Source organism: Pseudomonas sp. FP198 (assembly GCF_030687895.1).
Taxonomy (GTDB): Bacteria; Pseudomonadota; Gammaproteobacteria; order Pseudomonadales; family Pseudomonadaceae; genus Aquipseudomonas.
In genome coordinates, this window is record NZ_CP117452.1 from 3,675,805 (window position 1) to 3,702,723 (window position 26,919).

24 protein-coding genes are annotated in these 26,919 nt (G+C 62.4%); 18 read left to right on the plus strand and 6 right to left on the minus strand.

Going from position 1 to position 26,919, the window contains the following annotated elements:
• Positions 1-59 precede the first annotated feature (59 nt).
• The 18 genes from PSH78_RS16690 to PSH78_RS16775 all read left to right on the plus strand — a co-directional run bounded on the left by PSH78_RS16690 (position 60) and on the right by PSH78_RS16775 (position 20,947).
• The gene (locus tag PSH78_RS16690) at positions 60-1,226 is read left to right on the plus strand and encodes a cupin domain-containing protein (protein ID WP_305495555.1); all 1,167 of its coding nucleotides are present in this window, start codon (positions 60-62) and stop codon (positions 1,224-1,226) included.
• Positions 1,219-1,644 (plus strand): GNAT family N-acetyltransferase, encoded by a 426-nt coding sequence (locus tag PSH78_RS16695; protein WP_305495557.1) that lies wholly within the window; start codon positions 1,219-1,221, stop codon positions 1,642-1,644. Before PSH78_RS16690 ends, PSH78_RS16695 begins: the two co-directional genes overlap by 8 nt.
• A 240-nt stretch (positions 1,645-1,884) precedes the next feature.
• Complete coding sequence (locus PSH78_RS16700) at positions 1,885-2,646, plus strand: secretin N-terminal domain-containing protein (RefSeq protein WP_305495559.1); 762 nt, start codon at positions 1,885-1,887, stop codon at positions 2,644-2,646.
• 505 nt (positions 2,647-3,151) lie between these two features.
• Complete coding sequence (aceA, locus tag PSH78_RS16705; protein ID WP_014337679.1) at positions 3,152-4,477, plus strand: isocitrate lyase; 1,326 nt, start codon at positions 3,152-3,154, stop codon at positions 4,475-4,477.
• Positions 4,478-5,107: 630 nt separating this feature from the next.
• Positions 5,108-5,521, plus strand: coding sequence for an NADH-quinone oxidoreductase subunit A (locus tag PSH78_RS16710; protein WP_030141323.1), 414 nt, complete (start codon positions 5,108-5,110; stop codon positions 5,519-5,521).
• Between the two features lie 10 nt (positions 5,522-5,531).
• Positions 5,532-6,206 (plus strand): NADH-quinone oxidoreductase subunit B family protein, encoded by a 675-nt coding sequence (locus tag PSH78_RS16715; protein WP_186609323.1) that lies wholly within the window; start codon positions 5,532-5,534, stop codon positions 6,204-6,206.
• Between the two features lie 73 nt (positions 6,207-6,279).
• A complete protein-coding gene (gene nuoC, locus PSH78_RS16720; RefSeq protein ID WP_305495562.1) occupies positions 6,280-8,061 on the plus strand; it encodes an NADH-quinone oxidoreductase subunit C/D in 1,782 nt (593 codons plus the stop codon).
• A gap of 2 nt (positions 8,062-8,063) precedes the next feature.
• Positions 8,064-8,561 (plus strand): NADH-quinone oxidoreductase subunit NuoE, encoded by a 498-nt coding sequence (gene nuoE, locus PSH78_RS16725; RefSeq protein WP_003180060.1) that lies wholly within the window; start codon positions 8,064-8,066, stop codon positions 8,559-8,561.
• Positions 8,558-9,916: an NADH-quinone oxidoreductase subunit NuoF gene (nuoF, locus tag PSH78_RS16730; protein ID WP_305495563.1), complete on the plus strand. Its 1,359-nt coding sequence runs from the start codon at positions 8,558-8,560 to the stop codon at positions 9,914-9,916. The genes nuoE and nuoF overlap by 4 nt, the downstream gene beginning before the upstream one ends.
• A gap of 142 nt (positions 9,917-10,058) precedes the next feature.
• Positions 10,059-12,773 carry an NADH-quinone oxidoreductase subunit NuoG gene (gene nuoG / locus PSH78_RS16735; RefSeq protein ID WP_305495564.1) on the plus strand — a complete coding sequence of 905 codons (2,715 nt, stop codon included), beginning with the start codon at positions 10,059-10,061 and terminating at the stop codon, positions 12,771-12,773.
• On the plus strand, positions 12,770-13,777 hold the full coding sequence (gene nuoH, locus PSH78_RS16740; protein ID WP_186609329.1) for an NADH-quinone oxidoreductase subunit NuoH: 1,008 nt from the start codon (positions 12,770-12,772) through the stop codon (positions 13,775-13,777). The genes nuoG and nuoH overlap by 4 nt, the downstream gene beginning before the upstream one ends.
• A gap of 11 nt (positions 13,778-13,788) precedes the next feature.
• Positions 13,789-14,337: an NADH-quinone oxidoreductase subunit NuoI gene (gene nuoI / locus PSH78_RS16745; protein WP_072392816.1), complete on the plus strand. Its 549-nt coding sequence runs from the start codon at positions 13,789-13,791 to the stop codon at positions 14,335-14,337.
• Positions 14,338-14,346: 9 nt separating this feature from the next.
• Positions 14,347-14,847, plus strand: coding sequence for an NADH-quinone oxidoreductase subunit J (gene nuoJ, locus PSH78_RS16750; RefSeq protein ID WP_030141317.1), 501 nt, complete (start codon positions 14,347-14,349; stop codon positions 14,845-14,847).
• 4 nt (positions 14,848-14,851) lie between these two features.
• Entirely contained in the window at positions 14,852-15,160 is a 309-nt protein-coding gene (nuoK, locus tag PSH78_RS16755; RefSeq protein WP_003180046.1) for an NADH-quinone oxidoreductase subunit NuoK, read from the plus strand.
• The gene (gene nuoL / locus PSH78_RS16760) at positions 15,157-17,010 is read left to right on the plus strand and encodes an NADH-quinone oxidoreductase subunit L (RefSeq protein WP_305495565.1); all 1,854 of its coding nucleotides are present in this window, start codon (positions 15,157-15,159) and stop codon (positions 17,008-17,010) included. Before nuoK ends, nuoL begins: the two co-directional genes overlap by 4 nt.
• Before the next feature lie 39 nt (positions 17,011-17,049).
• Complete coding sequence (nuoM, locus tag PSH78_RS16765; RefSeq protein ID WP_305495566.1) at positions 17,050-18,582, plus strand: NADH-quinone oxidoreductase subunit M; 1,533 nt, start codon at positions 17,050-17,052, stop codon at positions 18,580-18,582.
• A gap of 7 nt (positions 18,583-18,589) precedes the next feature.
• Entirely contained in the window at positions 18,590-20,053 is a 1,464-nt protein-coding gene (nuoN, locus tag PSH78_RS16770) for an NADH-quinone oxidoreductase subunit NuoN (RefSeq protein WP_305495567.1), read from the plus strand.
• Between the two features lie 420 nt (positions 20,054-20,473).
• Complete coding sequence (locus tag PSH78_RS16775; RefSeq protein ID WP_305495568.1) at positions 20,474-20,947, plus strand: hemerythrin domain-containing protein; 474 nt, start codon at positions 20,474-20,476, stop codon at positions 20,945-20,947.
• A 56-nt stretch (positions 20,948-21,003) separates the two neighbouring features.
• Here PSH78_RS16775 and PSH78_RS16780 read toward each other — a convergent pair whose 3' ends face one another.
• From PSH78_RS16780 to PSH78_RS16805, 6 genes are all read right to left on the minus strand, one after another.
• Complete coding sequence (locus PSH78_RS16780; RefSeq protein ID WP_305495569.1) at positions 21,004-21,882, minus strand: LysR family transcriptional regulator; 879 nt, start codon at positions 21,880-21,882, stop codon at positions 21,004-21,006.
• Between the two features lie 249 nt (positions 21,883-22,131).
• The gene (gene ycaC / locus PSH78_RS16785) at positions 22,132-22,761 is read right to left on the minus strand and encodes an isochorismate family cysteine hydrolase YcaC (RefSeq protein ID WP_030141308.1); all 630 of its coding nucleotides are present in this window, start codon (positions 22,759-22,761) and stop codon (positions 22,132-22,134) included.
• 142 nt (positions 22,762-22,903) lie between these two features.
• A complete protein-coding gene (locus PSH78_RS16790; RefSeq protein ID WP_305501304.1) occupies positions 22,904-24,742 on the minus strand; it encodes an amidohydrolase in 1,839 nt (612 codons plus the stop codon).
• A 118-nt stretch (positions 24,743-24,860) separates the two neighbouring features.
• The gene (locus PSH78_RS16795; protein WP_305495571.1) at positions 24,861-25,499 is read right to left on the minus strand and encodes an antibiotic biosynthesis monooxygenase; all 639 of its coding nucleotides are present in this window, start codon (positions 25,497-25,499) and stop codon (positions 24,861-24,863) included.
• A complete protein-coding gene (locus tag PSH78_RS16800; protein ID WP_305495572.1) occupies positions 25,492-25,905 on the minus strand; it encodes a DoxX family protein in 414 nt (137 codons plus the stop codon). Before PSH78_RS16800 ends, PSH78_RS16795 begins: the two co-directional genes overlap by 8 nt.
• A complete protein-coding gene (locus PSH78_RS16805) occupies positions 25,902-26,849 on the minus strand; it encodes a LysR family transcriptional regulator (RefSeq protein ID WP_305495573.1) in 948 nt (315 codons plus the stop codon). The genes PSH78_RS16800 and PSH78_RS16805 overlap by 4 nt, the downstream gene beginning before the upstream one ends.
• Between the last annotated feature and the right edge of the window lie 70 nt (positions 26,850-26,919).

Consider the following 26,919-nt stretch of genomic DNA (forward strand, 5'->3'; position numbering starts at 1 on the left):
CGGCCGCGCCGGGCGTTTTTATTCGCGTCTGAAAAGTATATTTTTTCAATAGGTTACACATGAATTCTGACATTCCACTGCAACTCCTGGGCGGTATCACGGCACGGGAGTTCCTGCGCGACTACTGGCAGAAGAAACCCCTGCTGATCCGCCAGGCCATTCCTGACTTCGAAAGCCCGATCGACGCCGACGAACTGGCCGGCCTTGCGCTTGAGGAAGAGATCGAGTCACGCCTGGTGATCGAACACGGCGAGCGCCCCTGGGAATTGCGTCGCGGTCCGTTCGCCGAAGACGAATTCAGCAAACTGCCGGAGCGCGAGTGGACCCTGCTGGTGCAGGCGGTCGATCAATTCGTGCCGGAAGTCAGCGAGCTGCTGGAGCATTTCCGCTTTTTGCCGAGCTGGCGCATCGACGATGTGATGATCAGCTTCGCTGCCCCAGGTGGCGGCGTCGGCCCGCATTTCGACAACTACGATGTGTTCCTGCTGCAGGGCCACGGCAAGCGCAACTGGAAAATCGGCCAGATGTGCAACTCCGAAAGCCCGCTGCTGCCCCATGCAGACCTGCGCATCCTCGCCGATTTCGAGGCGACCGAGGAATGGGTCCTGGAACCTGGCGACATGCTCTACCTGCCGCCGCGCCTGGCCCACTGCGGCGTCGCCGTGGATGACTGCATGACCTATTCGGTGGGTTTCCGCGCACCGAGCGCCGCCGAGGTGCTGACCCATTTCACCGACTTCCTCAGCCAGTTCCTGCCGGACGAAGAGCGCTACACCGACGCCGATGCGCGGCCTGTCGCCGATCCGCATCAGATCCAGCATGACGCCCTGGACCGCCTCAAGGGCCTGCTGGCCGAGCACATGAGCGACGAGCGCCTGCTGCTGACCTGGTTCGGCCAGTTCATGACCGAGCCGCGCTATCCGGAACTGGTCGTCGGCCCGGAGCTGGAAGAAGACGATCTGCTGGCCGGCCTGGAACAGGGCGCGGTGATCATTCGCAACCCAAGCGCTCGCCTGGCCTGGTCGGAAGTCGATGACGACCTGCTGCTGTTCGCCAGCGGCCAGAGCCGTTATTTGCCGGGCAAATTGCGCGACCTGCTGAAGATGATCTGTGCCGCCGACGCGCTGCACATCGAAAACCTCGGCCCCTGGCTGGCCGACGAGGACGGTCGCGGCCTCATTCATGAGTTGGTCAAGCAAGGTAGCCTGGGGTTCGCCGATGAATAAAATTCACGTTCGTGTCGCAGACTGGCAAAAGGATAACGCCGAGATCCGGCGCATTCGTGAAGCGGTATTCATTGCCGAGCAATCCGTGCCGCCGGAGCTGGAGTGGGATTCGGACGATCAGGATGCCGTGCATTTCCTGGCCTTCGAAGGCGACTTCCCCATCGGCACCGCGCGCTTGTTGACTGAAGGCCATATCGGCCGCGTCTCGGTCCTCAAGGATTGGCGCGGCCTGAAGGTCGGCGATGCGCTGATGCATGCAGCAATCGCCGAGGCCGAGAAGCGCGGGCTCAAGCAGCAGATGCTCAGCGCCCAGGTGCACGCCACGCCGTTCTACGAGCGACTGGGTTTCGCGGTGGTCAGCGAGGAGTTTCTCGAAGCCGGGATTCCTCACGTGGACATGGTCCGTCATTCGGCCTGAAGACCGTGGTGCGGCCATCGCGAGCAAGCTCGCTCCCACAGGGGCCAGCGGCGAACCTATGATTTGCGTACACTCGCGACTCATGTGGGAGCGAGCTTGCTCGCGATGAGGCCCTGAAGCCATCCCTAAGCGCCCCGCCATCCACCGATGCCGGGGCGTTTTGCCGTCTACCATTCAACTTGCCCCACCCGGGGCCGACAAACTGGCAATATCCAGCTTTTGTCTCGCGGAGAAATGGACATGTCCCTACGTACCCTGCTGACCACCCTGCTGCTCGGTTGCAGCCTGTCAGTCATGGCGGCTACCGAAATCGTGCCGCTGAACTACCGCACCAGCGCGGACTTGCTGCCGGTGGCGCAGAACTTCATCGGCAAGGATGGCCAGGTCAGCGCTTACGGCAACCAGCTGATCGTCAACGCCGAACCCGGCAAGATCGAAGAACTTCGACAATTCCTGGCGCAGCTCGACGTGGCTCCCAAGCGCCTGCTGATCACGGTCGACACCAATGAAAACAACCTGCAAGGCGACCAGGGTTACTCGATCAACGGCGCCGCACCCAGCCAGACCCGCATCATCAACCGCAGCACCGCCAGCCGTGACGGCGGCGTGCAGCAGATCCAGGCCAGCGAGGGCCAGCCGGCGCTGATCCAGGTGGGCCAGAGCGTGCCCTTCACCAGTAACCAGACCGATGGCTACGGGCGCATGCAAAGCCAGACCGAATACCGCAACGTCACCCAAGGGTTTTACGTAACGGCCAGCGTCACCGGCGAGACCGTTCATCTGAGCATCAGCACCAACCGTGACCGCATGAGCCAGGAACGTCCCGATGTAGTGAACGTGCAAAGCACCGACACAACCGTCAGCGGGCGCCTGGGCGAGTGGATCACCCTGGCCGGGGTGAATCGGCAGAATCAGGCCGATAAACAAGGCCTGACCCGCAGCTACTCGACCCAAGGCCGGGATGACGTGATTTTGCGGGTCAAGGTCGATACGCTGAACTGAAGCACCAGAAACTGACTGATAAGTCGTATTAGACCAAAGATGTAGTGCCTGGAAAAAAGCACTACAAAACGTTTGACGAGCCAAAAAACCGAAGGCATGATGGCCTCGCTCCCGCTAATCAGGGGCCCTGGCAAGGGCCTTCGGGTCGAAGCTCGCAACTACCCTGCGAGCCGATTCGTGTCTGTACCGCCCACAAGGTGTGTTTGACGAGGTTGCGACTGGAACGAAGTTGTCCCGAGGGACGGAAGCGTAACTAGGTAACCCGGCATCACTCTGAGTTCGTATGAAGGCCCACGACGCCCGAATGCGCCCGCAGCACGCCCCTACCTGCTCACTTTCCCCTCGAGCCCATCGTTCATCCCGTCGCCTCCCCGCCTGAACCGACTTGTACGCCAGCCTCCTGGTCAGCGAGCAGCCCTTCACACCAATGACTGGTGCGATTGACGAGCTGGAACCTTCCAGCCCGGAACGACCATCCATACAAGACGCGACGAGGTTTATTTCCATGGCACTGACACGCGAACAGCAAATTGCAGCCCTTGAAAAAGACTGGGCTGAAAACCCGCGCTGGAAAGGCGTGAAGCGCAATTATTCGGCTGCTGACGTCGTCCGTCTGCGTGGCTCGGTGCAACCTGAGCACACCTTCGCGAAAATGGGCGCCGAGAAGCTGTGGAACCTGGTCACCCAGGGCGCCAAGCCAGCCTTCCGTCCCGAGAAAGACTTCGTCAACTGCATGGGCGCCCTGACCGGCGGCCAGGCTGTGCAGCAGGTCAAGGCCGGTATCCAGGCCATCTACCTGTCGGGTTGGCAAGTGGCTGCGGACAACAACTCCGCCGAGTCCATGTACCCCGACCAGTCGCTGTACCCGGTGGATTCGGTTCCAACCGTGGTCAAGCGCATCAACAACTCGTTCCGTCGCGCCGACCAGATCCAGTGGAAAGCCGGCAAGAACCCGGGCGACGAAGGCTACATCGACTACTTCGCGCCAATCGTGGCTGACGCCGAAGCCGGTTTCGGCGGCGTACTGAACGCCTACGAACTGATGAAGAGCATGATCGAGGCAGGCGCCGCCGGCGTGCACTTCGAAGATCAGCTGGCCTCGGTTAAAAAATGCGGCCACATGGGCGGCAAGGTACTGGTTCCCACCCAGGAAGCCGTACAGAAGCTCACCGCTGCGCGCCTGGCCGCCGACGTTGCCGGCGTACCGACCATCATCCTGGCCCGTACCGACGCCAACGCCGCTGACCTGCTGACCTCCGACTGCGATCCGTACGACCAGCCGTTCGTCACCGGCACCCGTACCCAGGAAGGCTTCTACAAGGTGCGCGCCGGTCTCGACCAGGCCATCGCCCGCGGCCTGGCCTACGCCCCGTACGCCGACCTGATCTGGTGCGAAACCGCCAAGCCGGACCTGGACGAGGCTCGTCGCTTCGCCGAAGCGATCAAGAAGGAATACCCGGACCAACTGCTGTCGTACAACTGCTCGCCTTCCTTCAACTGGAAGAAAAACCTGGACGACGCGACCATCGCCAAGTTCCAGCGCGAACTGTCCGCCATGGGCTACAAGCACCAGTTCATCACCCTGGCCGGCATCCACAACATGTGGCACAGCATGTTCAACCTGGCGCACGACTACGCCCGCAACGACATGACCGCCTACGTGAAGCTGCAAGAGCAGGAGTTCGCTGACGCCGCCAAAGGCTACACCTTCGTGGCCCACCAGCAGGAAGTCGGCACCGGCTACTTCGACGACATGACCACCGTGATCCAGGGCGGTACCTCATCGGTGACCGCACTGACCGGCTCGACCGAAGAAGAACAGTTCCACTGATTGCACGTGTAAACGGCCCTTGCGGACCGAATAAAAGCTAACCGCAAGGCCGACGATTTGAAGCCCCGACTGGTTCGGGGCTTTTTTTTGCCTATGCTTCGCAAACTGCCCCTACCCTTTGTGGGAGCGAGCTTGCTCGCGATAGCGTCAGACCAGTTGAAATGCAGATGACTGACACACCGCTATCGCGAGCAAGCTCGCTCCCACAGGAAAATGAGTGGATACGCAGAAAAATTGATCGAACGCAGTATCGGGCAGTCTGAAAAAGAGTAAAACGGCCGGCGCTGACAACTGCGGTCACCGCTATATAAGACATGTTCTCAGTTGTTGTATCGAGCTGATGCGGCGATTGAAGGCCAAACAATAATAATTATCATTTAAAGGTCGTTTCCATTGTTACATTCAAAACGAAATTCCCTTGTGGATTCGACAGCCAATCCCCACGGGGCCGGGCTCGCGAGGGAGTGGAGGCGCGCTATGTCCTTATTCCAATAAATAATTTCGCTATAGGAATTTTACTTGCCCGGTGTTTAGCCATAAAATCACCGCGATTGATTGCTGCGACATATCGTCACTGCGTTATTTCTTTTCAAGCTCAGAGACCTTTGCTCTCTGTTAAGGATTTCCAGCATGCCCGAAGCGACAGGACTCATGGCCCACAACTGGGGCTTTGCCATTTTCCTTCTGGGTGTTGTCGGCCTGTGTGCCTTCATGCTCGGCGTGTCGAGCCTGCTCGGGTCAAAAGCCTGGGGCCGCAGCAAGAATGAACCGTTCGAGTCCGGCATGCTGCCTACCGGTGGCGCCCGCTTGCGGCTCTCAGCCAAATTCTATCTGGTCGCGATGCTCTTCGTGATCTTCGATATCGAAGCCCTTTTTCTCTTTGCATGGTCTGTGTCCGTCCGCGAAAGCGGCTGGACCGGATTCGTCGAAGCTCTCGTTTTCATAGCAATTCTGTTGGCAGGTCTTGTCTACCTTTACCGGGTGGGGGCTCTTGATTGGGCTCCGGAAGCTCGGCGCAAGCGGCAGGCGAAGCTGAAACAATGAGGCTTTGGCAATGCAATACAATCTCACCAGGATCGACCCCGATGCTCCTAACGAGCAGTATCCGATCGGCAAGCGGGAAACCGTTTCCGATCCGTTAGAGGATCAAGTTCACAAGAACATCTTCATGGGCAAGCTCGAAGACGTGCTGAACAGCACGGTCAACTGGGGTCGCAAGAACTCCCTGTGGCCGTACAACTTCGGCCTTTCGTGCTGCTACGTGGAAATGACCACCGCCTTCACGGCGCCCCACGACATCGCGCGCTTTGGCGCCGAGGTAATCCGGGCATCGCCGCGCCAGGCGGACTTCATGGTTATCGCCGGTACGCCGTTCCTGAAAATGGCTCCCATCATCCAGCGCCTGTACGAACAGATGCTGGAACCCAAGTGGGTCATTTCCATGGGCGCGTGTGCCAATTCCGGCGGCATGTACGACATTTATTCCGTGGTCCAGGGAGTCGACAAGTTCCTCCCGGTGGATGTCTACGTGCCCGGCTGCCCGCCCCGCCCCGAAGCGTTCCTGCAAGGCCTGATGCTGCTGCAGGAATCCATCGGCCAGGAGCGTCGCCCACTGTCCTGGGTCGTCGGTGATCAAGGCGTCTATCGCGCCGACATGCCGTCGCAAAAGGAACAGCGCCGCGAACAGCGAATCGCAGTCACCAACCTGCGCAGCCCCGACGAAGTCTGATCCAGCTCTAGTTCTGTAGAAGAAACGAGAACCTGGCTTCATTCTTTACGTTGACCGAAAGCGATAAATAACCATGACTACAGGCAGTGCTCTGTACATCCCGCCTTACAAGGCAGACGACCAGGATGTGGTCGTCGAACTGAACAACCGCTTTGGCGCCGAGGCGTTCACCGCCCAGGCCACCCGCACCGGCATGCCGGTGCTTTGGGTTGCCCGCGCCAGGCTCGTCGAAGTCCTGACTTTCCTGCGCAACCTGCCCAAGCCGTACGTCATGCTTTATGACCTGCACGGCGTGGACGAGCGCCTGCGCACCAAGCGCCAGGGGCTGCCGGGCGCCGACTTCACCGTGTTCTACCACCTGCTGTCGATCGAGCGTAATAGTGACGTAATGATCAAGGTCGCCTTGTCCGAGAGCGACCTCAGCGTGCCGACCGTGACCGGCATCTGGCCGAACGCCAACTGGTACGAGCGTGAAGTCTGGGACATGTTCGGCATCGACTTCCCCGGCCACCCGCACCTGACCCGGATCATGATGCCGCCGACCTGGGAAGGTCACCCGTTGCGCAAGGACTTCCCGGCCCGCGCCACCGAGTTCGACCCGTACAGCCTGACCCTGGCCAAGCAGCAGCTCGAGGAAGAATCCGCGCGCTTCAAGCCGGAAGACTGGGGCATGAAGCGTTCCGGCGCCAACGAGGACTACATGTTCCTCAACCTGGGCCCGAACCACCCTTCGGCCCACGGTGCGTTCCGTATCATCCTGCAATTGGACGGTGAAGAGATCGTCGATTGCGTCCCGGACATCGGCTACCACCACCGTGGCGCCGAGAAGATGGGCGAGCGTCAGTCCTGGCACAGCTATATTCCGTACACCGACCGCATCGATTACCTCGGCGGCGTGATGAACAACCTGCCGTACGTCCTGTCGGTGGAAAAACTGGCGGGCATCACGGTGCCGGACCGGGTCAACGTGATCCGCATCATGATGGCCGAGTTCTTCCGGATCACCAGCCACCTGCTGTTCCTGGGGACCTATATCCAGGACGTGGGCGCCATGACACCGGTGTTCTTCACCTTCACCGACCGCCAGAAAGCCTACACCGTGATCGAAGCCATCACCGGTTTCCGCCTGCACCCGGCGTGGTACCGCATCGGTGGCGTTGCCCACGACCTGCCGCGCGGCTGGGAAAAGCTGGTCAAGGATTTCGTCGAGTGGATGCCCAAGCGCCTGGACGAATACACCAAGGCTGCGTTGCAGAACAGCATCCTCAAGGGGCGTACCGTCGGCGTCGCCGCGTACAACACCAAGGAAGCGCTGGAATGGGGCGTCACCGGCCCGAGCCTGCGCGCCACCGGCCTTGATTTCGACCTGCGCAAGGCGCGCCCGTACTCCGGCTACGAGAACTTCGAGTTCGAAGTCCCGCTGGCGTCCAGTGGCGATGCCTATGACCGCTGCCTGGTTCGCGTCGAGGAAATGCGCCAGAGCGTCAAGATCATCGAGCAGTGCATGCGCAACATGCCGGAAGGCCCGTACAAGGCGGACCACCCGCTGACCACGCCGCCGCCAAAAGAGCGCACGCTGCAACACATCGAGACCCTGATCACGCACTTCCTGCAGGTTTCGTGGGGCCCGGTCATGCCGGCCAACGAATCCTTCCAGATGATCGAAGCGACCAAGGGCATCAACAGTTATTACCTGACGAGCGATGGCGGCACCATGAGCTACCGCACCCGGATTCGCACCCCAAGCTACCCGCACCTGCAGCAGATCCCTTCGGTGATCAAAGGCAGCATGGTCGCGGACTTGATCGCGTACCTGGGTAGTATCGATTTCGTTATGGCCGACGTGGACCGCTAAGCATGAACAGCACGCTTATCCAGACAGACCGTTTCGCCCTGAGCGAAACCGAGCGCTCGGCCATCGAGCACGAGCTGCATCACTACGAAGACCCGCGCGCGGCGTCGATCGAAGCCCTGAAGATCGTCCAGAAGGAACGTGGCTGGGTGCCGGATGGCGCGCTCTACGCCATCGGCGAGATCCTCGGCATTCCGGCCAGCGACGTCGAAGGCGTCGCCACGTTCTACAGCCAGATTTTCCGCCAGCCGGTAGGCCGCCACATCATTCGCGTCTGCGACAGCATGGTCTGCTACATCGGCGGCCACGAGTCGGTGGTCAGCGAAATCCAGGGCAAGCTGGGCATCGGCCTGGGCCAGACCACCGCCGACGGCCGCTTCACCCTGCTGCCGGTGTGCTGCCTGGGCAATTGCGACAAGGCACCGGCGCTGATGATCGACGACGACACCTTTGGTGACGTCAAGCCGGATGGCGTCGCCAAACTGCTGGAGGGCTACGTATGACCCTGACTTCCTTCGGGCCCGCCAACCGCATCCAGCGTTCGGCCGAAACCCATCCCTTGACCTGGCGCCTGCGTGACGACGGCGAGGCGGTATGGCTGGACGAATACCAGGCGAAGAACGGCTATGCCGCGGCGCGCAAGGCGTTCGCCGACATGGCTGCCGACGACATCGTCCAGACCGTGAAAGACTCCGGCCTCAAGGGTCGTGGCGGCGCGGGTTTCCCCACGGGCGTGAAGTGGGGCCTGATGCCCAAGGACGAGTCCATCAACATCCGCTACCTGCTGTGCAACGCGGACGAGATGGAACCCAACACCTGGAAAGACCGCATGCTGATGGAGCAACTGCCCCATCTGCTGATCGAAGGCATGCTGATCAGTGCACGCGCGCTGAAAACCTACCGTGGCTATATTTTCCTGCGCGGCGAATACACCACCGCCGCCAGGCACCTGAACCGTGCCGTGGAAGAAGCCAAGGCCGCCGGCCTGCTGGGCAAGAACATCCTCGGCTCGGGTTTTGATTTCGAGCTGTTCGTCCACACCGGCGCCGGGCGCTACATCTGCGGTGAAGAAACCGCGTTGATCAACTCCCTCGAAGGCCGCCGCGCCAACCCGCGCTCCAAGCCGCCCTTCCCCGCCGCTGTCGGCGTCTGGGGCAAGCCGACCTGCGTGAACAACGTCGAGACCCTGTGCAACGTGCCGGCAATCATCGCCGACGGCGTGGACTGGTACAAATCCCTGGCCCGTGACGGCAGCGAAGACATGGGCACCAAGCTCATGGGCTTCTCCGGCAAGGTCAAGAACCCTGGCCTGTGGGAATTGCCATTCGGCGTCACCGCGCGCGAGCTGTTCGAGGACTACGCCGGCGGCATGCGCGACGGCTACAAGCTCAAGTGCTGGCAGCCCGGCGGCGCCGGTACCGGTTTCCTGTTGCCGGAACACCTGGACGCACAGATGTATGCCGGCGGCATCGCCAAGGTCGGCACCCGGATGGGTACCGGCCTGGCGATGGCGGTGGACGACAGCGTCAACATGGTTTCCCTGCTGCGTAACATGGAACAGTTTTTCTCGCGCGAGTCCTGCGGTTTCTGCACCCCTTGCCGCGATGGCCTGCCATGGAGCGTCAAGCTGCTGATGGCCCTCGAGAACGGCCAGGGCCAGGCCGGCGACATCGAGACCCTGCTGGGTCTGGTCGGTTTCCTCGGCCCAGGCAAGACCTTCTGTGCTCACGCACCGGGTGCCGTGGAGCCGCTGGGCAGCGCAATCAAATACTTCCGCCCTGAATTCGAGGCCGGCATCGCGCCCACCCGCGCGGGCGATCTCAATCAGGTGGTCTCGCCGACCATGGTCGGCGCGTAACGACGCTTAACAAGGCGAAGGGTCCGTGCCCTTCGCCTTTCGTTCGATGACGCCTTTTCACCGAGGCTGTTTGGATTCGGACGAATAACAAGATTCCATTAGCCACGCCCGCTGACACCGGGCCAACGAAGAACTTTGAACCATGGCCACTATCCACGTAGACGGCAAAGAGCTCGAAGTCGATGGCGCAGACAACCTGTTACAGGCATGTCTGTCGCTGGGCCTCGACATTCCTTATTTCTGCTGGCACCCCGCCCTTGGCAGCGTTGGCGCCTGTCGCCAGTGCGCGGTCAAGCAGTACACCGACGAGAACGACAAGCGTGGTCGGATCGTCATGTCCTGCATGACCCCCGCCACCGACGGCAGCTGGATCTCCATCGACGACGAAGAAGCGAAAGTGTTTCGCGCCAGCGTCGTCGAATGGCTGATGACCAACCACCCTCACGACTGCCCGGTCTGTGAGGAAGGCGGCCACTGCCACCTGCAAGACATGACCGTGATGACCGGCCACAACGAGCGCCGTTATCGCTTTACCAAGCGCACCCACCAGAACCAGGACCTCGGCCCGTTCATTTCCCACGAGATGAACCGCTGCATCGCCTGCTACCGCTGCGTGCGTTTCTACAAGGACTACGCCGGCGGCACCGACCTGGGCGTGTTCGGCGCCCACGACAACGTGTACTTCGGTCGCGTTGAAGACGGCACCCTGGAAAGCGAGTTCTCCGGCAACCTCACCGAGGTCTGCCCGACCGGTGTGTTCACCGACAAGACGCACTCCGAGCGCTACAACCGCAAGTGGGACATGCAGTTCTCACCGAGCATCTGCCATGGCTGCTCGAGCGGCTGCAACATCAGCCCGGGCGAACGCTACGGCGAACTGCGCCGCATCGAAAACCGCTACAACGGTTCGGTGAACCAGTATTTCCTCTGCGACCGTGGCCGTTTTGGCTATGGCTACGTCAATCGCAAGGACCGCCCGCGCCAGCCGCTGCTCGCCAATGGCGCCAAGCTGAGCCTGGACGAAGCCCTGGACAAGGCCGCCGAACTGCTGCGCGGTCGCAACATTGTCGGCATCGGTTCGCCACGGGCGAGCCTGGAAAGCAACTACGCCCTGCGTGAGCTGGTCGGCGCCGAGCACTTCTACAGCGGCATCGAAGCCGGCGAGCTGGAACGTATTCGCCTGGTGCTGCAAGTGCTCAAGGACAGCCCGCTGCCCGTGCCGACGATGCGCGACATCGAAGATCACGACGCGGTGTTCGTCCTCGGCGAAGACCTGACCCAGACCGCCGCCCGCATGGCCCTGGCCCTGCGTCAGTCGGTAAAAGGCAAGGCCGAGGACATGGCCGACGCCATGCGCGTCCAGCCGTGGCTCGACGCAGCGGTGAAGAACATCGGCCAGCACGCGCTGAACCCGCTGTTCATCGCCAGCCTCGCTGAAACCAAGCTCGACGACGTCGCCGAAGAATGCGTCCACGCCGCTCCGGACGACCTCGCGCGCATCGGTTTTGCCGTCGCCCACGCCCTGGACGCCAGCGCCCCGGCCGTCGACGGCCTGGACAGCGAAGCCGCCGGCCTGGCCCAGCGCATCGCCGACGCCCTGCTGGCGGCCAAGCGTCCACTGATCATCGCTGGCACCTCGCTGGGTTCCAAGGCGCTGATCGAAGCCGCCGCCAACATCGCCAAGGCCCTGAAGCTGCGCGAGAAGAACGGTTCCATCAGCCTGGTCGTGCCGGAAGCCAACAGCCTCGGCCTGGCCATGCTCGGTGGCGAATCGGTCGATGCCGCCCTGCAAGCAGTGATCGACGGCAGCGCCGACGCCATCGTGGTGCTGGAGAACGACCTGTTCACCCGCACCGACAACGCCAAGGTCGATGCTGCGCTGAACGCCGCCAAGGTGGTGATCGTCGCCGACCATCAGAAGACCGCCACCACCGACCGCGCCGACCTGGTGCTGCCGGCGGCGAGCTTCGCCGAAGGCGACGGTACGTTGGTCAGCCAGGAAGGTCGCGCCCAGCGCTTCTTCCAGGTCTTTGATCCGCAATACCTGGACGCCAGCATCCTGGTCCACGAAGGCTGGCGCTGGCTGCACGCCTTGCGCGCGACCCTGCTGAACCAGCCGATCGACTGGACCCAGCTGGACCACGTCACCGCCGCCGTCGCTTCGAGCAGCCCGCAACTGGCCCGCATCGTCGACGCCGCGCCGTCCGCCGCGTTCCGCATCAAGGGCCTGAAGCTGGCGCGCGAACCGCTGCGCTACTCCGGTCGCACCGCGATGCGCGCCAATATCAGCGTGCACGAACCGCGTATGCCGCAGGACAATGACACCGCGTTCGCCTTCTCCATGGAAGGTTACTCGGGCTCCGCCGAACCGCGCTCCCAAGTGCCGTTCGCCTGGTCGCCGGGCTGGAACTCGCCGCAAGCCTGGAACAAGTTCCAGGACGAAGTCGGCGGTCACCTGCGCGCCGGTGATCCGGGCACCCGCCTGATCGAAAGCCAGGGCGATGGCCTCGGCTGGTTCGCCAGCGTGCCACGCGCCTTCAACCCGGCACCGGGCACCTGGCAGGTCGTGCCGTTCCATCACCTGTTCGGCAGTGAAGAGAACTCTTCCAAGGCCGAGCCGGTGCAGGAGCGCATCCCGGCGGCCTACGTGTCGCTGGCCAAGTCCGAAGCCGATCGCCTGGGCGTCAACGATGGCGCCTTGCTGAGCCTGAACGTTGCGGGCCGGACCTTGCGTCTGCCGCTGCGCATCAATGAAGAACTGGGCGCCGGCCTGGTGGCCCTGCCGGCTGGCCTGGCGGGCATTCCACCGGCGATTTTCGGCAAGACTGTCGACGGTCTGCAGGAGGCGGCGCAATGAGCTGGTTCACCCCTGAAGTGATCGCGGTGATCCTGACGGTCCTCAAGGCCATCGTGATCCTGCTGGCCGTGGTGGTCTGCGGCGCGTTGCTGAGCTTCGTCGAACGTCGCCTGCTGGGCTGGTGGCAGGACCGCTACGGTCCGAACCGCGTCGGCCCGTTCGGCATGTTCCAGATCGCCGCCGACATGATCAAGATGTTCTTCAAGGAAGACTGGACGCCACCGTTTGCCGACAAGGTGATCTTCACCCTGGCACCGGTCGTGGCCATGAGCGCCTTGCTGATCGCCTTCGCGGTCATCCCGATCACCCCGACCTGGGGCGTGGCGGACCTGAACATCGGCCTGCTGTTCTTCTTCGCCATGGCCGGTCTTTCGGTGTACGCGGTGCTGTTCGCCGGTTGGTCGAGCAACAACAAGTTCGCCCTGCTCGGCAGCCTGCGGGCCTCGGCCCAGACCGTGTCCTATGAAGTGTTCATGGGCCTGTCGCTGATGGGTATCGTGATCCAGGCCGGCTCGTTCAACATGCGCGACATCGTCGAGTACCAGGCCCAGAACCTGTGGTTCATCATTCCGCAGTTCTTCGGTTTCTGTACGTTTTTCATCGCCGGCGTCGCCGTGACTCACCGTCACCCCTTCGACCAGCCGGAAGCGGAACAGGAACTGGCCGACGGTTACCACATTGAATATGCCGGCATGAAATGGGGCATGTTCTTCGTTGGCGAGTACATCGGCATCATCCTGATCTCGGCGCTGCTGGTAACGCTGTTCTTTGGCGGCTGGCACGGTCCGTTCGGCATCCTGCCGCAACTGTCCTTCGTCTGGTTCGCCCTGAAGACCGCGTTCTTCATCATGCTGTTCGTCCTGCTGCGCGCCTCGATCCCGCGCCCACGCTACGACCAGGTGATGGACTTCAGCTGGAAGTTCTGCCTGCCGCTGACCCTGATCAACATGCTGGTGACCGCTGCGATCGTTTTGATGAACGCGCCCGCGGCCGCGGTTCAGTGAGGATTTGACCCATGTTCAAATATATTGGCGACATCGTTAAGGGTACCGGTACCCAACTGCGAAGCCTGGTCATGATCTTCGGCCATGGCTTTCGCAAGCGCGACACCCTGCAATACCCGGAAGAAGCGGTCTACCTGGCGCCGCGTTATCGCGGCCGCATCGTCCTGACCCGCGACCCTGACGGCGAGGAACGCTGCGTGGCCTGCAACCTGTGCGCCGTGGCGTGCCCGGTAGGTTGCATCTCGCTGCAGAAAGCCGAGACCGAAGACGGTCGCTGGTACCCGGACTTCTTCCGTATCAACTTCTCGCGCTGCATTTTCTGCGGGTTGTGCGAGGAAGCGTGCCCGACCACCGCGATCCAGCTCACGCCGGATTTCGAAATGGCCGATTTCAAGCGTCAGGACCTGGTGTACGAGAAAGAAGACTTGCTGATTTCCGGTCCCGGTAAAAACCCTGATTACAACTTCTATCGTGTTGCAGGTATGGCCATTGCCGGTAAGCCGAAAGGCGCCGCGCAGAACGAAGCCGAACCGATCAACGTGAAGAGCTTGCTGCCTTAAGGAAGAAAGATGGAATTCGCTTTCTATTTCGCATCGGGTATCGCGGTGGTGTCCACGCTTCGTGTGGTCACCAACACCAACCCCGTGCACGCCCTGCTCTACCTGATCATTTCGCTGATCGCCGTGGCCATGACCTTTTTCGCTCTCGGAGCACCGTTCGCCGGTGCCCTGGAAGTGATCGCCTACGCCGGCGCCATCATGGTGCTGTTCGTATTCGTGGTGATGATGCTCAACCTGGGTCCGGCGGCCGTCCAGCAGGAACGCTCCTGGCTCAAGCCGGGCATCTGGGCCGGGCCGGTGATTCTCTCCGCGCTGCTGCTGGGTGAACTGCTGTATGTGCTGTTCGCCCACCAGAGCGGCCAGGCCATCGGCCACACCACCGTAGGCGCCAAGGCCGTGGGCATCAGCCTGTTCGGTCCGTACCTGCTGGTGGTCGAACTCGCCTCGATGCTGCTGCTTGCCGCAGTCGTCACGGCGTTCCATTTGGGCCGTAACGAGGCGAAGGAGTAATCACATGCCTGCTATCCCTCTCGAGCATGGTCTGGCGGTTGCCGGCATCCTGTTCTGTCTCGGTCTGGTCGGCCTGATGGTCCGCCGCAACATTCTGTTCGTGCTGATGAGCCTGGAGGTCATGATGAATGCCTCCGCCCTGGCCTTCATCGTCGCGGGCGCGCGCTGGGCGCAACCGGATGGACAGATCATGTTCATCCTGGTGATCAGCCTGGCAGCCGCCGAGGCCAGTATCGGCCTGGCGATCCTGTTGCAGCTGTACCGCCGCTTCCACACTCTCGATATTGACGCTGCCAGCGAGATGCGCGGATGAACCTTCTCTTCCTGACTTTCGTATTTCCCCTCATCGGTTTCCTGCTGCTGTCGTTCTCCCGTGGACGCTGGTCGGAAAACCTTTCGGCGCTGGTTGGCGTGGGCTCGATCGGCCTGTCCGCCCTCGTCACCGCCTACGTGATCTGGCAATTCAACGTCGCCCCACCGGAAGGTGGCGCCTACGTGCAGGTGCTGTGGCAGTGGATGGCGGTGGAAGGCTTCACGCCGAACTTCGCCCTCTACCTGGACGGCCTGTCGGTGACCATGCTTGGCGTGGTGGTCGGCGTGGGTTTCCTGATCCACCTGTTCGCGTCCTGGTACATGCGCGGTGAAGCCGGTTACTCGCGCTTCTTCGCCTACACCAACCTGTTCATCGCCAGCATGCTGTTCCTGGTGCTCGGCGATAACCTGTTGTTCCTGTACTTCGGCTGGGAAGGCGTGGGCCTGTGCTCGTACCTGTTGATCGGTTTCTACTACAGCAACCGCAACAACGGTAACGCCGCGCTCAAGGCGTTCATCGTGACCCGCATCGGCGACGTGTTCATGGCCATCGGCCTGTTCATCCTGTTCCAGCAACTGGGCACGCTGAATATCCAGGAGCTGCTGGTTCGTGCGCCGGAGCACTTCAAGGCCGGTGACTTCTGGATCGTCCTCGCGACCCTGATGCTGCTGGGCGGTGCTGTCGGTAAATCCGCGCAACTGCCGCTGCAGACCTGGTTGGCGGACGCGATGGCCGGCCCGACCCCGGTTTCGGCACTGATCCACGCCGCGACCATGGTCACCGCGGGCGTCTACCTGATCGCCCGTACCCATGGCCTGTTCGCCCTGGCGCCGGACATCCTGCACCTGGTCGGCCTCGTTGGCGGCGTGACCCTGGTGCTGGCCGGTTTTGCCGCGCTGGTGCAGACCGACATCAAGCGTATCCTCGCCTACTCGACCATGAGCCAGATTGGCTACATGTTCCTGGCCCTGGGCGTCGGCGCCTGGGAAGGCGCGATCTTCCACCTGATGACCCACGCCTTCTTCAAGGCCCTGCTGTTCCTTGCTTCCGGTGCGGTGATCGTTGCCTGCCACCACGAGCAGAACATCTTCAAGATGGGTGGCCTGTGGAAAAAACTGCCGCTGGCCTACGCCAGCTTCATCGTTGGCGGCGCGGCCCTGGCGGCCCTGCCACTGGTCACCGCCGGTTTCTACTCCAAGGACGAGATCCTCTGGGAAGCGTTCGCCAGCGGTAACCAGGGCCTGCTTTACGCCGGCCTGGTGGGTGCGTTCATGACCTCGCTGTACACCTTCCGCCTGATCTTCATCGCGTTCCACGGTGAAGCCAAGACCGAAGCCCACGCCGGCCACGGCATCGCCCACTGGCTGCCGCTGTCGGTGCTGATCGTGCTGTCGACCTTCGTCGGCGCAATGATCACCCCACCGCTGGCCGATGTGCTGCCGCAAAGCGTCGGCCATGCCGGCGGCGAAGCCAAGCACAGCCTGGAAATCGCCTCGGGCGCCATCGCCCTGGCGGGGATCCTGCTGGCCGCCCTGCTGTTCCTCGGCAAGCGCCGCTTCGTCACGGCCATCGCCAACAGCGGCATCGGGCGTTTCCTCTCGGCCTGGTGGTTCGCCGCCTGGGGCTTCGACTGGATCTACGACAAACTGTTCGTCAAGCCATACCTTGCGATCAGCCACATTCTGCGCAAAGACCCGCTCGACCAGACCATTGGCCTGATCCCGCGCATGGCCAAGGGCGGCCACACCGCCCTGAGCCGTACCGAGACCGGTCAACTGCGTTGGTATGCGGCTTCCATGGCGGCTGGCGCCGTGCTGGTTATCGGCGCCATCGTGCTGGTAGCGGTCTGATATGAACCTTGCGAACTTGCGAAAGGAAACGAGCCCGTCATGATTCTGCCCTGGCTAATCCTGATCCCCTTCATCGGCGGCCTGCTGTGCTGGATGGCGGAGCGTTCCAGCTCTACCCTCCCGCGCTGGATTGCGCTGCTGACCATGTCCCTGGAACTCGCGCTCGGCCTCTGGCTGTGGGCGACCGGCGACTATTCATTTGCACCGGCGCCTGGCGCCGATCCGACCTGGGCGCTTGAGTTCAAGCACACCTGGATCGAGCGCTTCGGCATCAGCGTGCACCTGGCCCTTGATGGCCTGTCGCTGCTGATGATCCTGCTGACCGGCCTGCTGGGTATTCTCTCGGTACTCTGCTCCTGGAAAGAGATCCAGCGTCACGTCGGTTTCTTCCACCTGAACCTGATGTGGATCCTGGGCGGTGTCGTCGGCGTGTTCCTGGCGCTGGACCTGTTCATGTTCTTCTTCTTCTGGGAAATGATGCTGGTGCCGATGTACTTCCTCATCGCGCTCTGGGGTCACAGTTCTTCGGACGGCAAGAAAACCCGGATCTACGCGGCGACCAAGTTCTTCATCTTCACCCAGGCTTCCGGCCTGATCATGCTGGTGGCGATCCTTGGCCTGGTGCTGGTGAACTTCAACAATACTGGCGTGATTACCTTCAACTACGCCGACCTGTTGAAAGTGCAGATGTCGCGCACCACCGAGTACGTGCTGATGCTGGGCTTCTTCATCGCCTTTGCGGTGAAGCTGCCGGTAGTGCCGTTCCACTCCTGGCTGCCGGACGCCCACGCCCAGGCACCGACCGCCGGTTCCGTGGACCTGGCCGGTATCCTGTTGAAAACGGCGGCGTACGGCCTGCTGCGTTTCGCCCTGCCGCTGTTCCCGAATGCCTCGGCGGAGTTCGCGCCGATTGCCATGACGCTGGGCCTGATCGGGATTTTCTACGGTGCGTTCCTGGCGTTTGCCCAGACCGACATCAAGCGCCTGATCGCCTTCTCCAGCGTCTCGCACATGGGCTTCGTGCTGATCGGGATCTACTCCGGCAGCCAGCTGGCCCTGCAAGGCGCGGTGATCCAGATGCTCGCCCACGGCCTGTCGGCCGCGGCGCTGTTTATCCTCAGCGGCCAGTTGTACGAGCGCCTGCACACCCGGGACATGCGAGAAATGGGCGGCATCTGGTCGCGCATCGCCTACCTGCCGGCCATCAGCCTGTTCTTCGCGGCCGCTTCCCTGGGCCTGCCAGGCACCGGCAACTTCGTCGGCGAGTTCCTGATCCTGATCGGCTCGTTCGTCAGCGCACCGTGGATCACCGCGATCGCCACGTCCGGCCTGGTGTTCGGTTCGGTCTACTCGCTGATCATGATCCACCGCGCCTACTTCGGTCCGGCCAAGTCGGACGAAGTGCTGCGTGGCATGGACGGTCGCGAACTGATCATGGTGCTCGGCCTTGCGGTGCTGCTGGTTTACCTCGGCGTCTACCCGCAACCGTTCCTCGACACCTCTGCCGCCACGATGCATGGCGTGCAGCAGTGGCTCGGCACCGCCTTCTCTCAACTCGCTTCGGCCCGGTAAGAGCGCTATGGAATTCACGATTCAACACTTTATCGCGCTTGCGCCGCTGTTGATCACCAGCGCCACGATCATCGTGGTGATGCTGGCGATCGCCTGGCGGCGCAATCACTCGCAGACCTTCCTGCTGTCGGTGGCGGGGCTGAACCTGGCCTTGCTGTCGATCCTGCCGGCCCTGAAAGTCGCGCCACTGGCGGTCACGCCACTGATCCAGATCGACAGCTTCGCCTGCCTGTACATGGCGCTGATCCTGGTCGCCACCCTCGCCTGCGTCACCCTCGCCCACGCCTACCTGGGTGATGGCGGTTCGGGTTACCCGGGCAACCGCGAAGAACTGTACCTGCTGATCCTGATGGCCGCCGCCGGTGGCCTGGTCCTGGTCAGCGCGCAGCACCTGGCCAGCCTGTTCATTGGCCTGGAACTGCTGTCGGTGCCGGTCTACGGCCTGGTGGCCTATGCCTTCTTCAACAAGCGTTCGCTGGAAGCCGGCATCAAGTACATGGTGCTGTCGGCGGCCGGTTCCGCGTTCCTGCTGTTCGGCATGGCCCTGCTCTACGCCGAAGCCGGCACCCTGAGCTTCGTCGGCATCGGCCAGGCCCTGGCGGCCACCGGCCTGCCTAGCCCGATCGCGCAACTGGGCCTGGGCATGATGCTGATCGGCCTGGCGTTCAAGCTGTCGCTGGTGCCCTTCCACCTCTGGACCCCGGACGTCTACGAAGGCGCCCCGGCGCCGGTGGCGGCGTTCCTGGCGACCGCTTCGAAAGTGGCGGTGTTCGCGGTGATGGTCCGGCTGTTCCAGATCTCGCCAGTGGCCAGCAGCGGTGTCCTGAGCAACGTGCTGACGATCATCGCCATCGCGTCGATCCTGTTTGGTAACCTGCTGGCGCTGACCCAGAGCAACCTCAAGCGTTTGCTCGGTTACTCGTCCATCGCCCACTTCGGCTACCTGCTGATCGCCCTGATCGCCAGCAAAGGCCTGGCCGTGGAAGCCATCGGCGTGTACCTGGTGACCTACGTGATCACCAGCCTCGGTGCCTTCGGCGTGATCACCCTGATGTCCTCGCCGTACAACGGCCGCGACGCCGACGCCCTGTACGAATACCGCGGCCTGTTCTGGCGGCGTCCGTACCTGACTGCCGTGCTGACCGTGATGATGCTGTCCCTGGCCGGCATCCCGCTGACCGCCGGCTTCATCGGCAAGTTCTACATCATCGCCACCGGCGTCGAGGCCCACCAATGGTGGCTGGTCGGCTCCCTGGTGCTGGGCAGTGCCATCGGCGTGTTCTACTACCTGCGCGTGATGGTCACCCTGTACCTGATGGAACCGAACCTGCGTCGTCACGATGCCGAGTTGCACTGGGAACAGAAGGCAGGCGGCGTGATGCTGTTGGCCATCGCCGTCCTGGCGTTCTTCCTCGGCGTGTACCCGCAGCCGTTGTTGACGCTGGTCCAGCAGGCGGGCCTGGCCGGCTGATCGCCTGAGCGTCATCGCTGACAAAAATGCCCGTATCGTGAGATGCGGGCTTTTTTTTTGAGCTGGATTTGACCCGTGGCGAGGGAGCTTGCTCCCACTGGGTTGCGCAGCAGCCCCATCGCTTCACCGCGTCAGGTCAGGCAAATTTTACGACTGCTGCGCAGCCGAGCGGGAGCAAGCTCCCTCGCCACGGGTCGGTGTTTTTCTGGGCCACACAACGTACCCCGCAGCGCAAAGTGCAAGGCATTTTCAGCGGGCCTCATGCAGCCTGCACGATGGTGAAAAGTCTCGATAATTTAAGTCATTGATTCAAAAGAGTTTTATCAAGCGGCTCGGCTGGCACGGTGGATGCACCTGTCCTGTTAGGTGGCGTCGGCGCTCGAAGCCGGCCCGCATCCGTGAATGACCGAGGAGCAACACATGAACGCCATCGACCTGTTGAAAGCCGACCATGAACGCGTGAAGGGCATCCTGTCCCAGTTGAGCGAATCGACCGACCGCGCCATCAAGAAACGCACCGAACTGTTGGCCAAGCTGGAAATGGAAGTGTCCATCCATACCCGCCTGGAAGAAGAAATCCTTTATCCGGCCTTCAAGCAGGAAGGCGGCAAGGACGAAGCCGAGATGTACTACGAAGCCAAGGAAGAGCACCGCACCGTCGATTCCCTGGTGCTGCCCGACCTGAAAAACACCGACCCTTCCCAGCCTGAGTTCGCCGGTCGCGTGAAAGTGGTCAAGGAGTTGCTGGAACATCACATCGAGGAAGAAGAGGAAGAAATGTTTCCTAAAGCCGAAGAAATCCTCGGCAAGGCCAAGCTCGAAGAACTGGGCAATCAGATGGAAGCCGTGAAGGCCCAGTACAAAAAAGAGTTCACCGCCAACCTGGCTGCCTGATCAAGGCGCCTTGAAATTCAGCCGTCCCAGGGACGGCTGAATGCGTTTTGCGCCACCTACTGCATGTGTTCACGCAAGAATTCCACCAACGCCTGCACCGGTCGCGAGCTTTGTCGATGTTGTGGATAGACCGCCGACAGCGTCAGGGGCTCGGTCTCGAATCCCTCCAACACCTTGATCAGCCGCCCATCCCTCAACGCCTCACCGAGGATGAAGGTCGGCAGGTAAGTAATCCCCATGCCGGCAATCGCCGCATCCCTGAGCAAGTCGCCGTTATTGGCACGCATGCGTCCCACCACTTCCAGCGCCAACGGCTTGCCCTTTCCGGCGAATCGCCACTGCACCTGACGGCTATGGCCGTACGGCAAACAGTCGTGGCTGCGCAGGTCTTCCGGTCGCGTCGGCGTGCCTCGCTGCGCCAGGTACGCGGCGCTGGCGCAATACACTCGCTCGATACTCGCGATGCGCCGCGCGATCAGGGTCGAATCTTCCAGCACACCGATCCTCAGCGCGAGGTCGTAACCCTCCCCCAGCAGGTCCACCGAGCGATCACTCAGGTCGACCTCCACGGTGACATCCGGGTAGCGCTGCAAGAACAACGGCAGCAGGCTGCCCAGGTGCGCCACGGCGAAGGACAACGGAGCGCTGAGGCGGATGGTTCCGCGCGGCTCGCTGGTCTGGCCGCTGATGCCCTGCTCCACCTGCTCGACTTCGCTGAGCAGACGCAACGCCGCCTCATGATAGCGCTGGCCCAACGGAGTGACGTCCAGGCGGCGCGTTGAGCGATTGAGCAACCGAACCCCAAGCCGCTGCTCCAGCTCCATCAACTTGCGACTGACGAACTGCTTGGACAACCCAAGCTTGTCCGCCGCGGCGGTGAAACTGCCCGACTCCATGACCTGGGCAAAGATGCGCATTTCTTCGAAGGGGTTCATTGTCATTCCGTGGGTGGGGCTTTATTTAGACATCCAAGCCGAATACAAACCTGTGGCGAGGGGATTTATCCCCGCTGGGCTGCGCAGCAGCCCCAATAGTCAAATATATGAGCATTCTGACACACCCAGTCAGCCTGTTTTGGGGCCGCTGCGCAGCCCAACGGGGATAAATCCCCTCGCCACAATGGTCATTTGCCAGATAAAAAGATGCCCGCACATTGGCGGGCATCCGTGCAGCAATAAAGCAGCTTACTTGGCAGTCAGCGCCGAGTAGCTGTTCATCAGGTTGCGGTAGTTGGGAATGCGCTGGGACAGCAGGTTGCCCAGGCCTTCGATATCGTTGCGCCAGTCGCGGTGCAGCTCACAGGCCACCGAGAACCAGTTCATCATTTGCGCGCCGGCGGCGGTCATGCGTACCCAGGCGGCTTGTTGCACGGTTTCGTTGAACGTACCCGAGGCGTCGGTCACGACAAACACGTCGAAACCTTCAGCCAGGGCCGACAGGGTCGGGAACGCCACGCAGACATCGGTCACTACGCCGGCGATGATCAATTGCTTGCGGCCGGTGGCCTTGATTGCCTTGACGAAGTCTTCGTTGTCCCAGGCATTGATCTGGCCAGGGCGTGGAATGTACGGCGCGTCCGGGAACATTTCCTTGAGCTCCGGCACGATCGGGCCATTGGGGCCCTGTTCGAAACTGGTGGTCAGGATGGTCGGCAGGCCAAAGAACTTGGCCAGGTCAGCCAGGGCCAGCACGTTGTTCTTGAACTCGTTGGGCGAGAAATCCTGGACCAGGGAAATCAGGCCAGTCTGGTGATCGACCAGCAGGACGACCGCGTCGTCTTTGTTCAGGCGGTTGTAGGCGGGAACGTTGCTCATGGGATGACTCCTTTGGATGGATATTACGAAACCTTGTGGGAGCGAGCCTGCTCGCGATGACGGTGTGTCAGCTTGCGGCGATGTCGGATGTGCCGACGCCTTCGCGAGCAGGCTCGCTCCCACAGGGAAATATGCTTGTCAGTTAAAAGGCAAAACACGAACAGCCAAACGCGCCCCAGAACCCCTGGAAGTCGCTGACCGGCACGTTCGACAGACGCGCCCGTTCATGGCTGTGGGAATGCACCTTGCACGGCCCGCTGCACTGGTGGACTTGCGCCTGCAATGGCGAAGCCGGGCGCCAGTGGCCGGGAACCTTGACCACCGGCGACCAGTCCGGCAGCACCGGGACGCTGGCCGGGCCGAGTTTTTCGAAGTCGCCGGCGGCGTAGACGACCTTGCCGTCCACCACGGTCAGCACCGATTCGATCCACTTGATGGCTTCTTCCTCGACGCTGAAGAAATCCGCGCTCAGGGCTGCCAGGTCCGCCAGTTGGCCAACCTTGATCTGGCCCTTCTTGCCTTGCTCCGAGGAAAACCAGGCGCTGCCATGGGTGAACAGCTCCAACGCGGTCAGCCGCGGCAGGCCTTCTTCGTGCAGCGAGAGGCCGCCGACGGTGCGGCCGCTGACCATCCAGTACAGCGAAGTCCACGGGTTGTAGCTGGAGACGCGGGTGGCGTCGGTGCCGGCGCCCACCGGTACGCCTTCGGCCAGCATGCGCTTGATCGGCGGCGTGGCTTCGGCGGCCTTGGCGCCGTAGCGGTCGACGAAGTACTCGCCCTGGAAGGCCATGCGGTCCTGGATCGCGATGCCACCACCCAGCGCGCGGACCCGCTCGATGTTTTTCGGCGTGATGGTCTCGGCGTGGTCGAAGAACCACGGCAGGCCGTTGAACGGAATGTCGCGGTTGACCTTCTCGAACACGTCGAGCATGCGGCTGATGGATTCGTCGTAGGTGGCATGCAGGCGGAACGGCCAGCGCTGCTCGACCAGATGACGCACCACCGGCTCCAGGTCCTGCTCCATGCCCGGCGGCAGGTCCGGACGCGGTTCGAGGAAGTCTTCGAAATCCGCCGCCGAGAACACCAGCATTTCACCGGCACCGTTGTGCCGCAGGAAGTCGTCGCCCTGGTGCAGCTTGACGCTGCCGGTCCAGTTCTTGAAGTCGGTGAGCTCTTCCTTGGGTTTCTGGGTGAACAGGTTGTAGGCGATGCGCACCGTCAACTGCTGCTCGCGAGCCAACTGCTCGATGACTTCGTAGTCGTCCGGGTAGTTCTGATAGCCGCCGCCGGCGTCGATCGCGCTGGTCAGGCCCAGGCGATTGAGTTCGCGCATGAACTGGCGGGTGGAGTTGACCTGGTATTCCAGCGGCAGCTTCGGCCCTTTCGCCAGCGTCGAGTAGAGGATCATCGCGTTGGGCCGCGCCACCAGCATGCCGGTGGGCTCGCCCCTGCTGTCACGCACGATCTCGCCGCCCGGCGGGTTCGGGGTGTCGCGGGTGTAGCCGGCTACCCGCAGCGCGGCGCGGTTGAGCAAGGCGCGGTCATACAGGTGCAACACGAACACCGGGGTGTCGGGCGCGGCCTGGTTCAGTTCTTCCAGGGTCGGCAGGCGTTTTTCGGCGAACTGGAATTCGTTCCAGCCCCCCACAACCCGTACCCATTGCGGGGTCGGGGTGCGATCGGCCTGGTCCTTGAGCATGCGCAAGGCGTCGGCCAAAGACGGCACGCCTTCCCAACGCAGTTCCAGGTTGTAGTTCAGGCCACCGCGGATCAGGTGCAGGTGCGAGTCGTTGAGGCCGGGAATGACGGTGCGGCCCTTGAGGTCGATGACCTGGGTGCCACTGCCACGCAAGGCCATGGCCTCGGCATCGGTGCCCACGGCGACGAAACGGCCCTGGCTGATGGCAACCGCGCTGGCGCGAGGTTTTTCACGGTCGACGGTATGGAACTGGCCATTGAACAGAATCAGATCGGCGTTCATTGGATGTCCTTCTGGATGGGAAGATGAAAGAGACAGGCGTGGCCAGAAAGCCGCCGCCGCGCTGAGCAGGGATCCGGCGGCCAGCAACTGGCGGCGCAGCGGATCGGTCGGGTCGTCTTTATTGGCCATCGCCGGGCTCCAGGTGTTGGTGGGCCTTGGACGCTTCCAGCCACGGCGCGAACAGACGCGTCGCCAGCGGCATGCACACGTACACCACCGAGAGCACGATGGTCACGGTGATCAGGAACGTGGCAACCACGTAGTTGGACAGAAACGCGTTGAGTTGCAGCAGCGGGCCCCAGAGCAACGGCACCAGCAAGGTGTGCGGCAGGATGACCAGCAAGGTCACCACCGATTGCTTCCAGCGCGGTGGCGGCGTCGCGGCATCGGCCAGCGGGGCGAACCAGAATTCCTTGTGCGGGGCGACTTCTGTCTGGTCGCCGTCCGCCAGCAATGGCGCAGCCTCTTCCACCAGTTCGCGGCGCTCGGGCGAGTCCAGCCAGCGCTGCATGGCCTCGGTGGAGCAAAACCGCAGCACGCAGGTGAACAGCGACAACCCGCCCTGCTTGCCTCGGACTACGTCCACGCCCAGATGCCCCGGCCATTGGCCGGCTAAGCTGACGATGCGCCGCAACCAGGCTTCATAGGCGCCGTCCTGCCCGGCCCTGACCCGGTGCTTGACTACCAGGGTGACGATTTCATCGAAGCCGGGGATCGCCGGGATCGCCGTTGATTCAAGGGTTTGGGATTCAGGCATGACGCAGCACTCCAGCAAAACGCGCGCTGATCGCCAGGCCTCCCGGGCCGGCAATGAACACGCTGGTAAATATGATCAGCAGCAACCAGCCGAACTGGCCTTCTTCCAGGCTCCATTGCGGGTGCACCACGAGCAGCGCAACGGCCAGCAGGAAGAGGATGGGCAGGCACGCCAGGCGCACCAGCACGCCGGCCATGATCAGCAACGGGCAAAGCACCTCGGCGAAAATCGCCAGGATCAGCGTGGGCGCCGCGCCGAGGTGGAACGGGTCTTCGATGCGGGTCAGCTCGGCGCTGTAGTTCAGCAGCTTCGGCAAACCATGGACCCACAGCAAAAACAGCGCGCCGCTCAGGCGCAGGAACAGCAGGCCGAGGTTCTGCATGCGGCGTTCGTCAGTGGCGTTCATCGGTGAGCTCCGGCCGGGTCCGTCGAGGCGGCTGCCGGCAACGGTTGGGACATGTGGGTGGCGATGCGCGAGCGCAACCAGCGCTCGGCGGGGTCGTTGTCGTGGACGCCGCTCCAGACCATCGACAACTCGGCGGCATTGATCTCGAACGGTGGGTCTTCGGCGCGCAACGCGCAGCCCTCCACCAGCGCGCAGGCGGCATAGTCCGGCACTGTGGCGATCAGCTCGGTGCCCGCCAGCAAGGCGCGCAGGCCGCTGAATTGCGGCACTGCCAAGACCACTTTGCGGGCCCGGCCGATGCGCGCCAGGTCCAGGTCGATGTTGCCGCTCAGGTCGCCCGAGAACGACACCATGGCGTGGGGTCGCGAGCAGTAGTCGTCCAGGGTCAGCGGCCCCGGGCGCTTGTCGCCACGCAGGACCTTGCAGGGAATGTCCCGCAGTTTCTTGCGCTTGGCATTGGCCGGCAGATCGGTGGTGTAGCTGACGCCGACGCTGATTTCGCCGCTGGCGAGCAACGACGACATCAGCAGGAAATTGGCCCGGCGCACCACCACGATGATGCCCGGCGCTTCTTCGCGCAATTGACTGAGCAGCGGTGGAAACAGGCCGAATTCGGCATCGTCGGACAGACCGATGCGGAACACGTCGCAACTGGTGGACGGATCGAACGCCTTGGCCCGGCTGACCGCGCCGGAAATGGTGTCCATGGCCGGCTGCAATTCCTGCAGGATCGCCAGGGCCCGAGGCGTCGGTTCCATGCCCCGGCCGTGACGGATCAGCAGCGGATCATCGAACAGATCCCGCAGTCGCCCGAGCGCCGCGCTCACCGCCGGCTGGCCCATGAACAGCTTTTCGGCGACACGGGTCAGGTTCTTCTCGAACATCAGCGCCTCGAAGATCACCAGCAGGTTCATGTCGAGGCGGCGTAGATCGTTGCGGTTCATGGGTGTTGTTCCTGTTCAATACCGATCCTGTGGGAGCAGGCTCGCTCCCACAGGTCTTGTCGTGCTTGCA

Bases quoted from the DNA above. Each gene is read 5' to 3' on its own strand.
- PSH78_RS16690 (WP_305495555.1), top strand. From the start codon at position 60: ATGAATTCTGACATTCCACTGCAACTCCTGGGCGGTATCACGGCACGG.
- PSH78_RS16695 (WP_305495557.1), top strand. From the start codon at position 1,219: ATGAATAAAATTCACGTTCGTGTCGCAGACTGGCAAAAGGATAACGCC.
- PSH78_RS16700 (WP_305495559.1), top strand. From the start codon at position 1,885: ATGTCCCTACGTACCCTGCTGACCACCCTGCTGCTCGGTTGCAGCCTG.
- aceA (WP_014337679.1), top strand. From the start codon at position 3,152: ATGGCACTGACACGCGAACAGCAAATTGCAGCCCTTGAAAAAGACTGG.
- PSH78_RS16710 (WP_030141323.1), top strand. From the start codon at position 5,108: ATGCCCGAAGCGACAGGACTCATGGCCCACAACTGGGGCTTTGCCATT.
- PSH78_RS16715 (WP_186609323.1), top strand. From the start codon at position 5,532: ATGCAATACAATCTCACCAGGATCGACCCCGATGCTCCTAACGAGCAG.
- nuoC (WP_305495562.1), top strand. From the start codon at position 6,280: ATGACTACAGGCAGTGCTCTGTACATCCCGCCTTACAAGGCAGACGAC.
- nuoE (WP_003180060.1), top strand. From the start codon at position 8,064: ATGAACAGCACGCTTATCCAGACAGACCGTTTCGCCCTGAGCGAAACC.
- nuoF (WP_305495563.1), top strand. From the start codon at position 8,558: ATGACCCTGACTTCCTTCGGGCCCGCCAACCGCATCCAGCGTTCGGCC.
- nuoG (WP_305495564.1), top strand. From the start codon at position 10,059: ATGGCCACTATCCACGTAGACGGCAAAGAGCTCGAAGTCGATGGCGCA.
- nuoH (WP_186609329.1), top strand. From the start codon at position 12,770: ATGAGCTGGTTCACCCCTGAAGTGATCGCGGTGATCCTGACGGTCCTC.
- nuoI (WP_072392816.1), top strand. From the start codon at position 13,789: ATGTTCAAATATATTGGCGACATCGTTAAGGGTACCGGTACCCAACTG.
- nuoJ (WP_030141317.1), top strand. From the start codon at position 14,347: ATGGAATTCGCTTTCTATTTCGCATCGGGTATCGCGGTGGTGTCCACG.
- nuoK (WP_003180046.1), top strand. From the start codon at position 14,852: ATGCCTGCTATCCCTCTCGAGCATGGTCTGGCGGTTGCCGGCATCCTG.
- nuoL (WP_305495565.1), top strand. From the start codon at position 15,157: ATGAACCTTCTCTTCCTGACTTTCGTATTTCCCCTCATCGGTTTCCTG.
- nuoM (WP_305495566.1), top strand. From the start codon at position 17,050: ATGATTCTGCCCTGGCTAATCCTGATCCCCTTCATCGGCGGCCTGCTG.
- nuoN (WP_305495567.1), top strand. From the start codon at position 18,590: ATGGAATTCACGATTCAACACTTTATCGCGCTTGCGCCGCTGTTGATC.
- PSH78_RS16775 (WP_305495568.1), top strand. From the start codon at position 20,474: ATGAACGCCATCGACCTGTTGAAAGCCGACCATGAACGCGTGAAGGGC.
- PSH78_RS16780 (WP_305495569.1), bottom strand. From the start codon at position 21,882: ATGAACCCCTTCGAAGAAATGCGCATCTTTGCCCAGGTCATGGAGTCG.
- ycaC (WP_030141308.1), bottom strand. From the start codon at position 22,761: ATGAGCAACGTTCCCGCCTACAACCGCCTGAACAAAGACGACGCGGTC.
- PSH78_RS16790 (WP_305501304.1), bottom strand. From the start codon at position 24,742: ATGAACGCCGATCTGATTCTGTTCAATGGCCAGTTCCATACCGTCGAC.
- PSH78_RS16795 (WP_305495571.1), bottom strand. From the start codon at position 25,499: ATGCCTGAATCCCAAACCCTTGAATCAACGGCGATCCCGGCGATCCCC.
- PSH78_RS16800 (WP_305495572.1), bottom strand. From the start codon at position 25,905: ATGAACGCCACTGACGAACGCCGCATGCAGAACCTCGGCCTGCTGTTC.
- PSH78_RS16805 (WP_305495573.1), bottom strand. From the start codon at position 26,849: ATGAACCGCAACGATCTACGCCGCCTCGACATGAACCTGCTGGTGATC.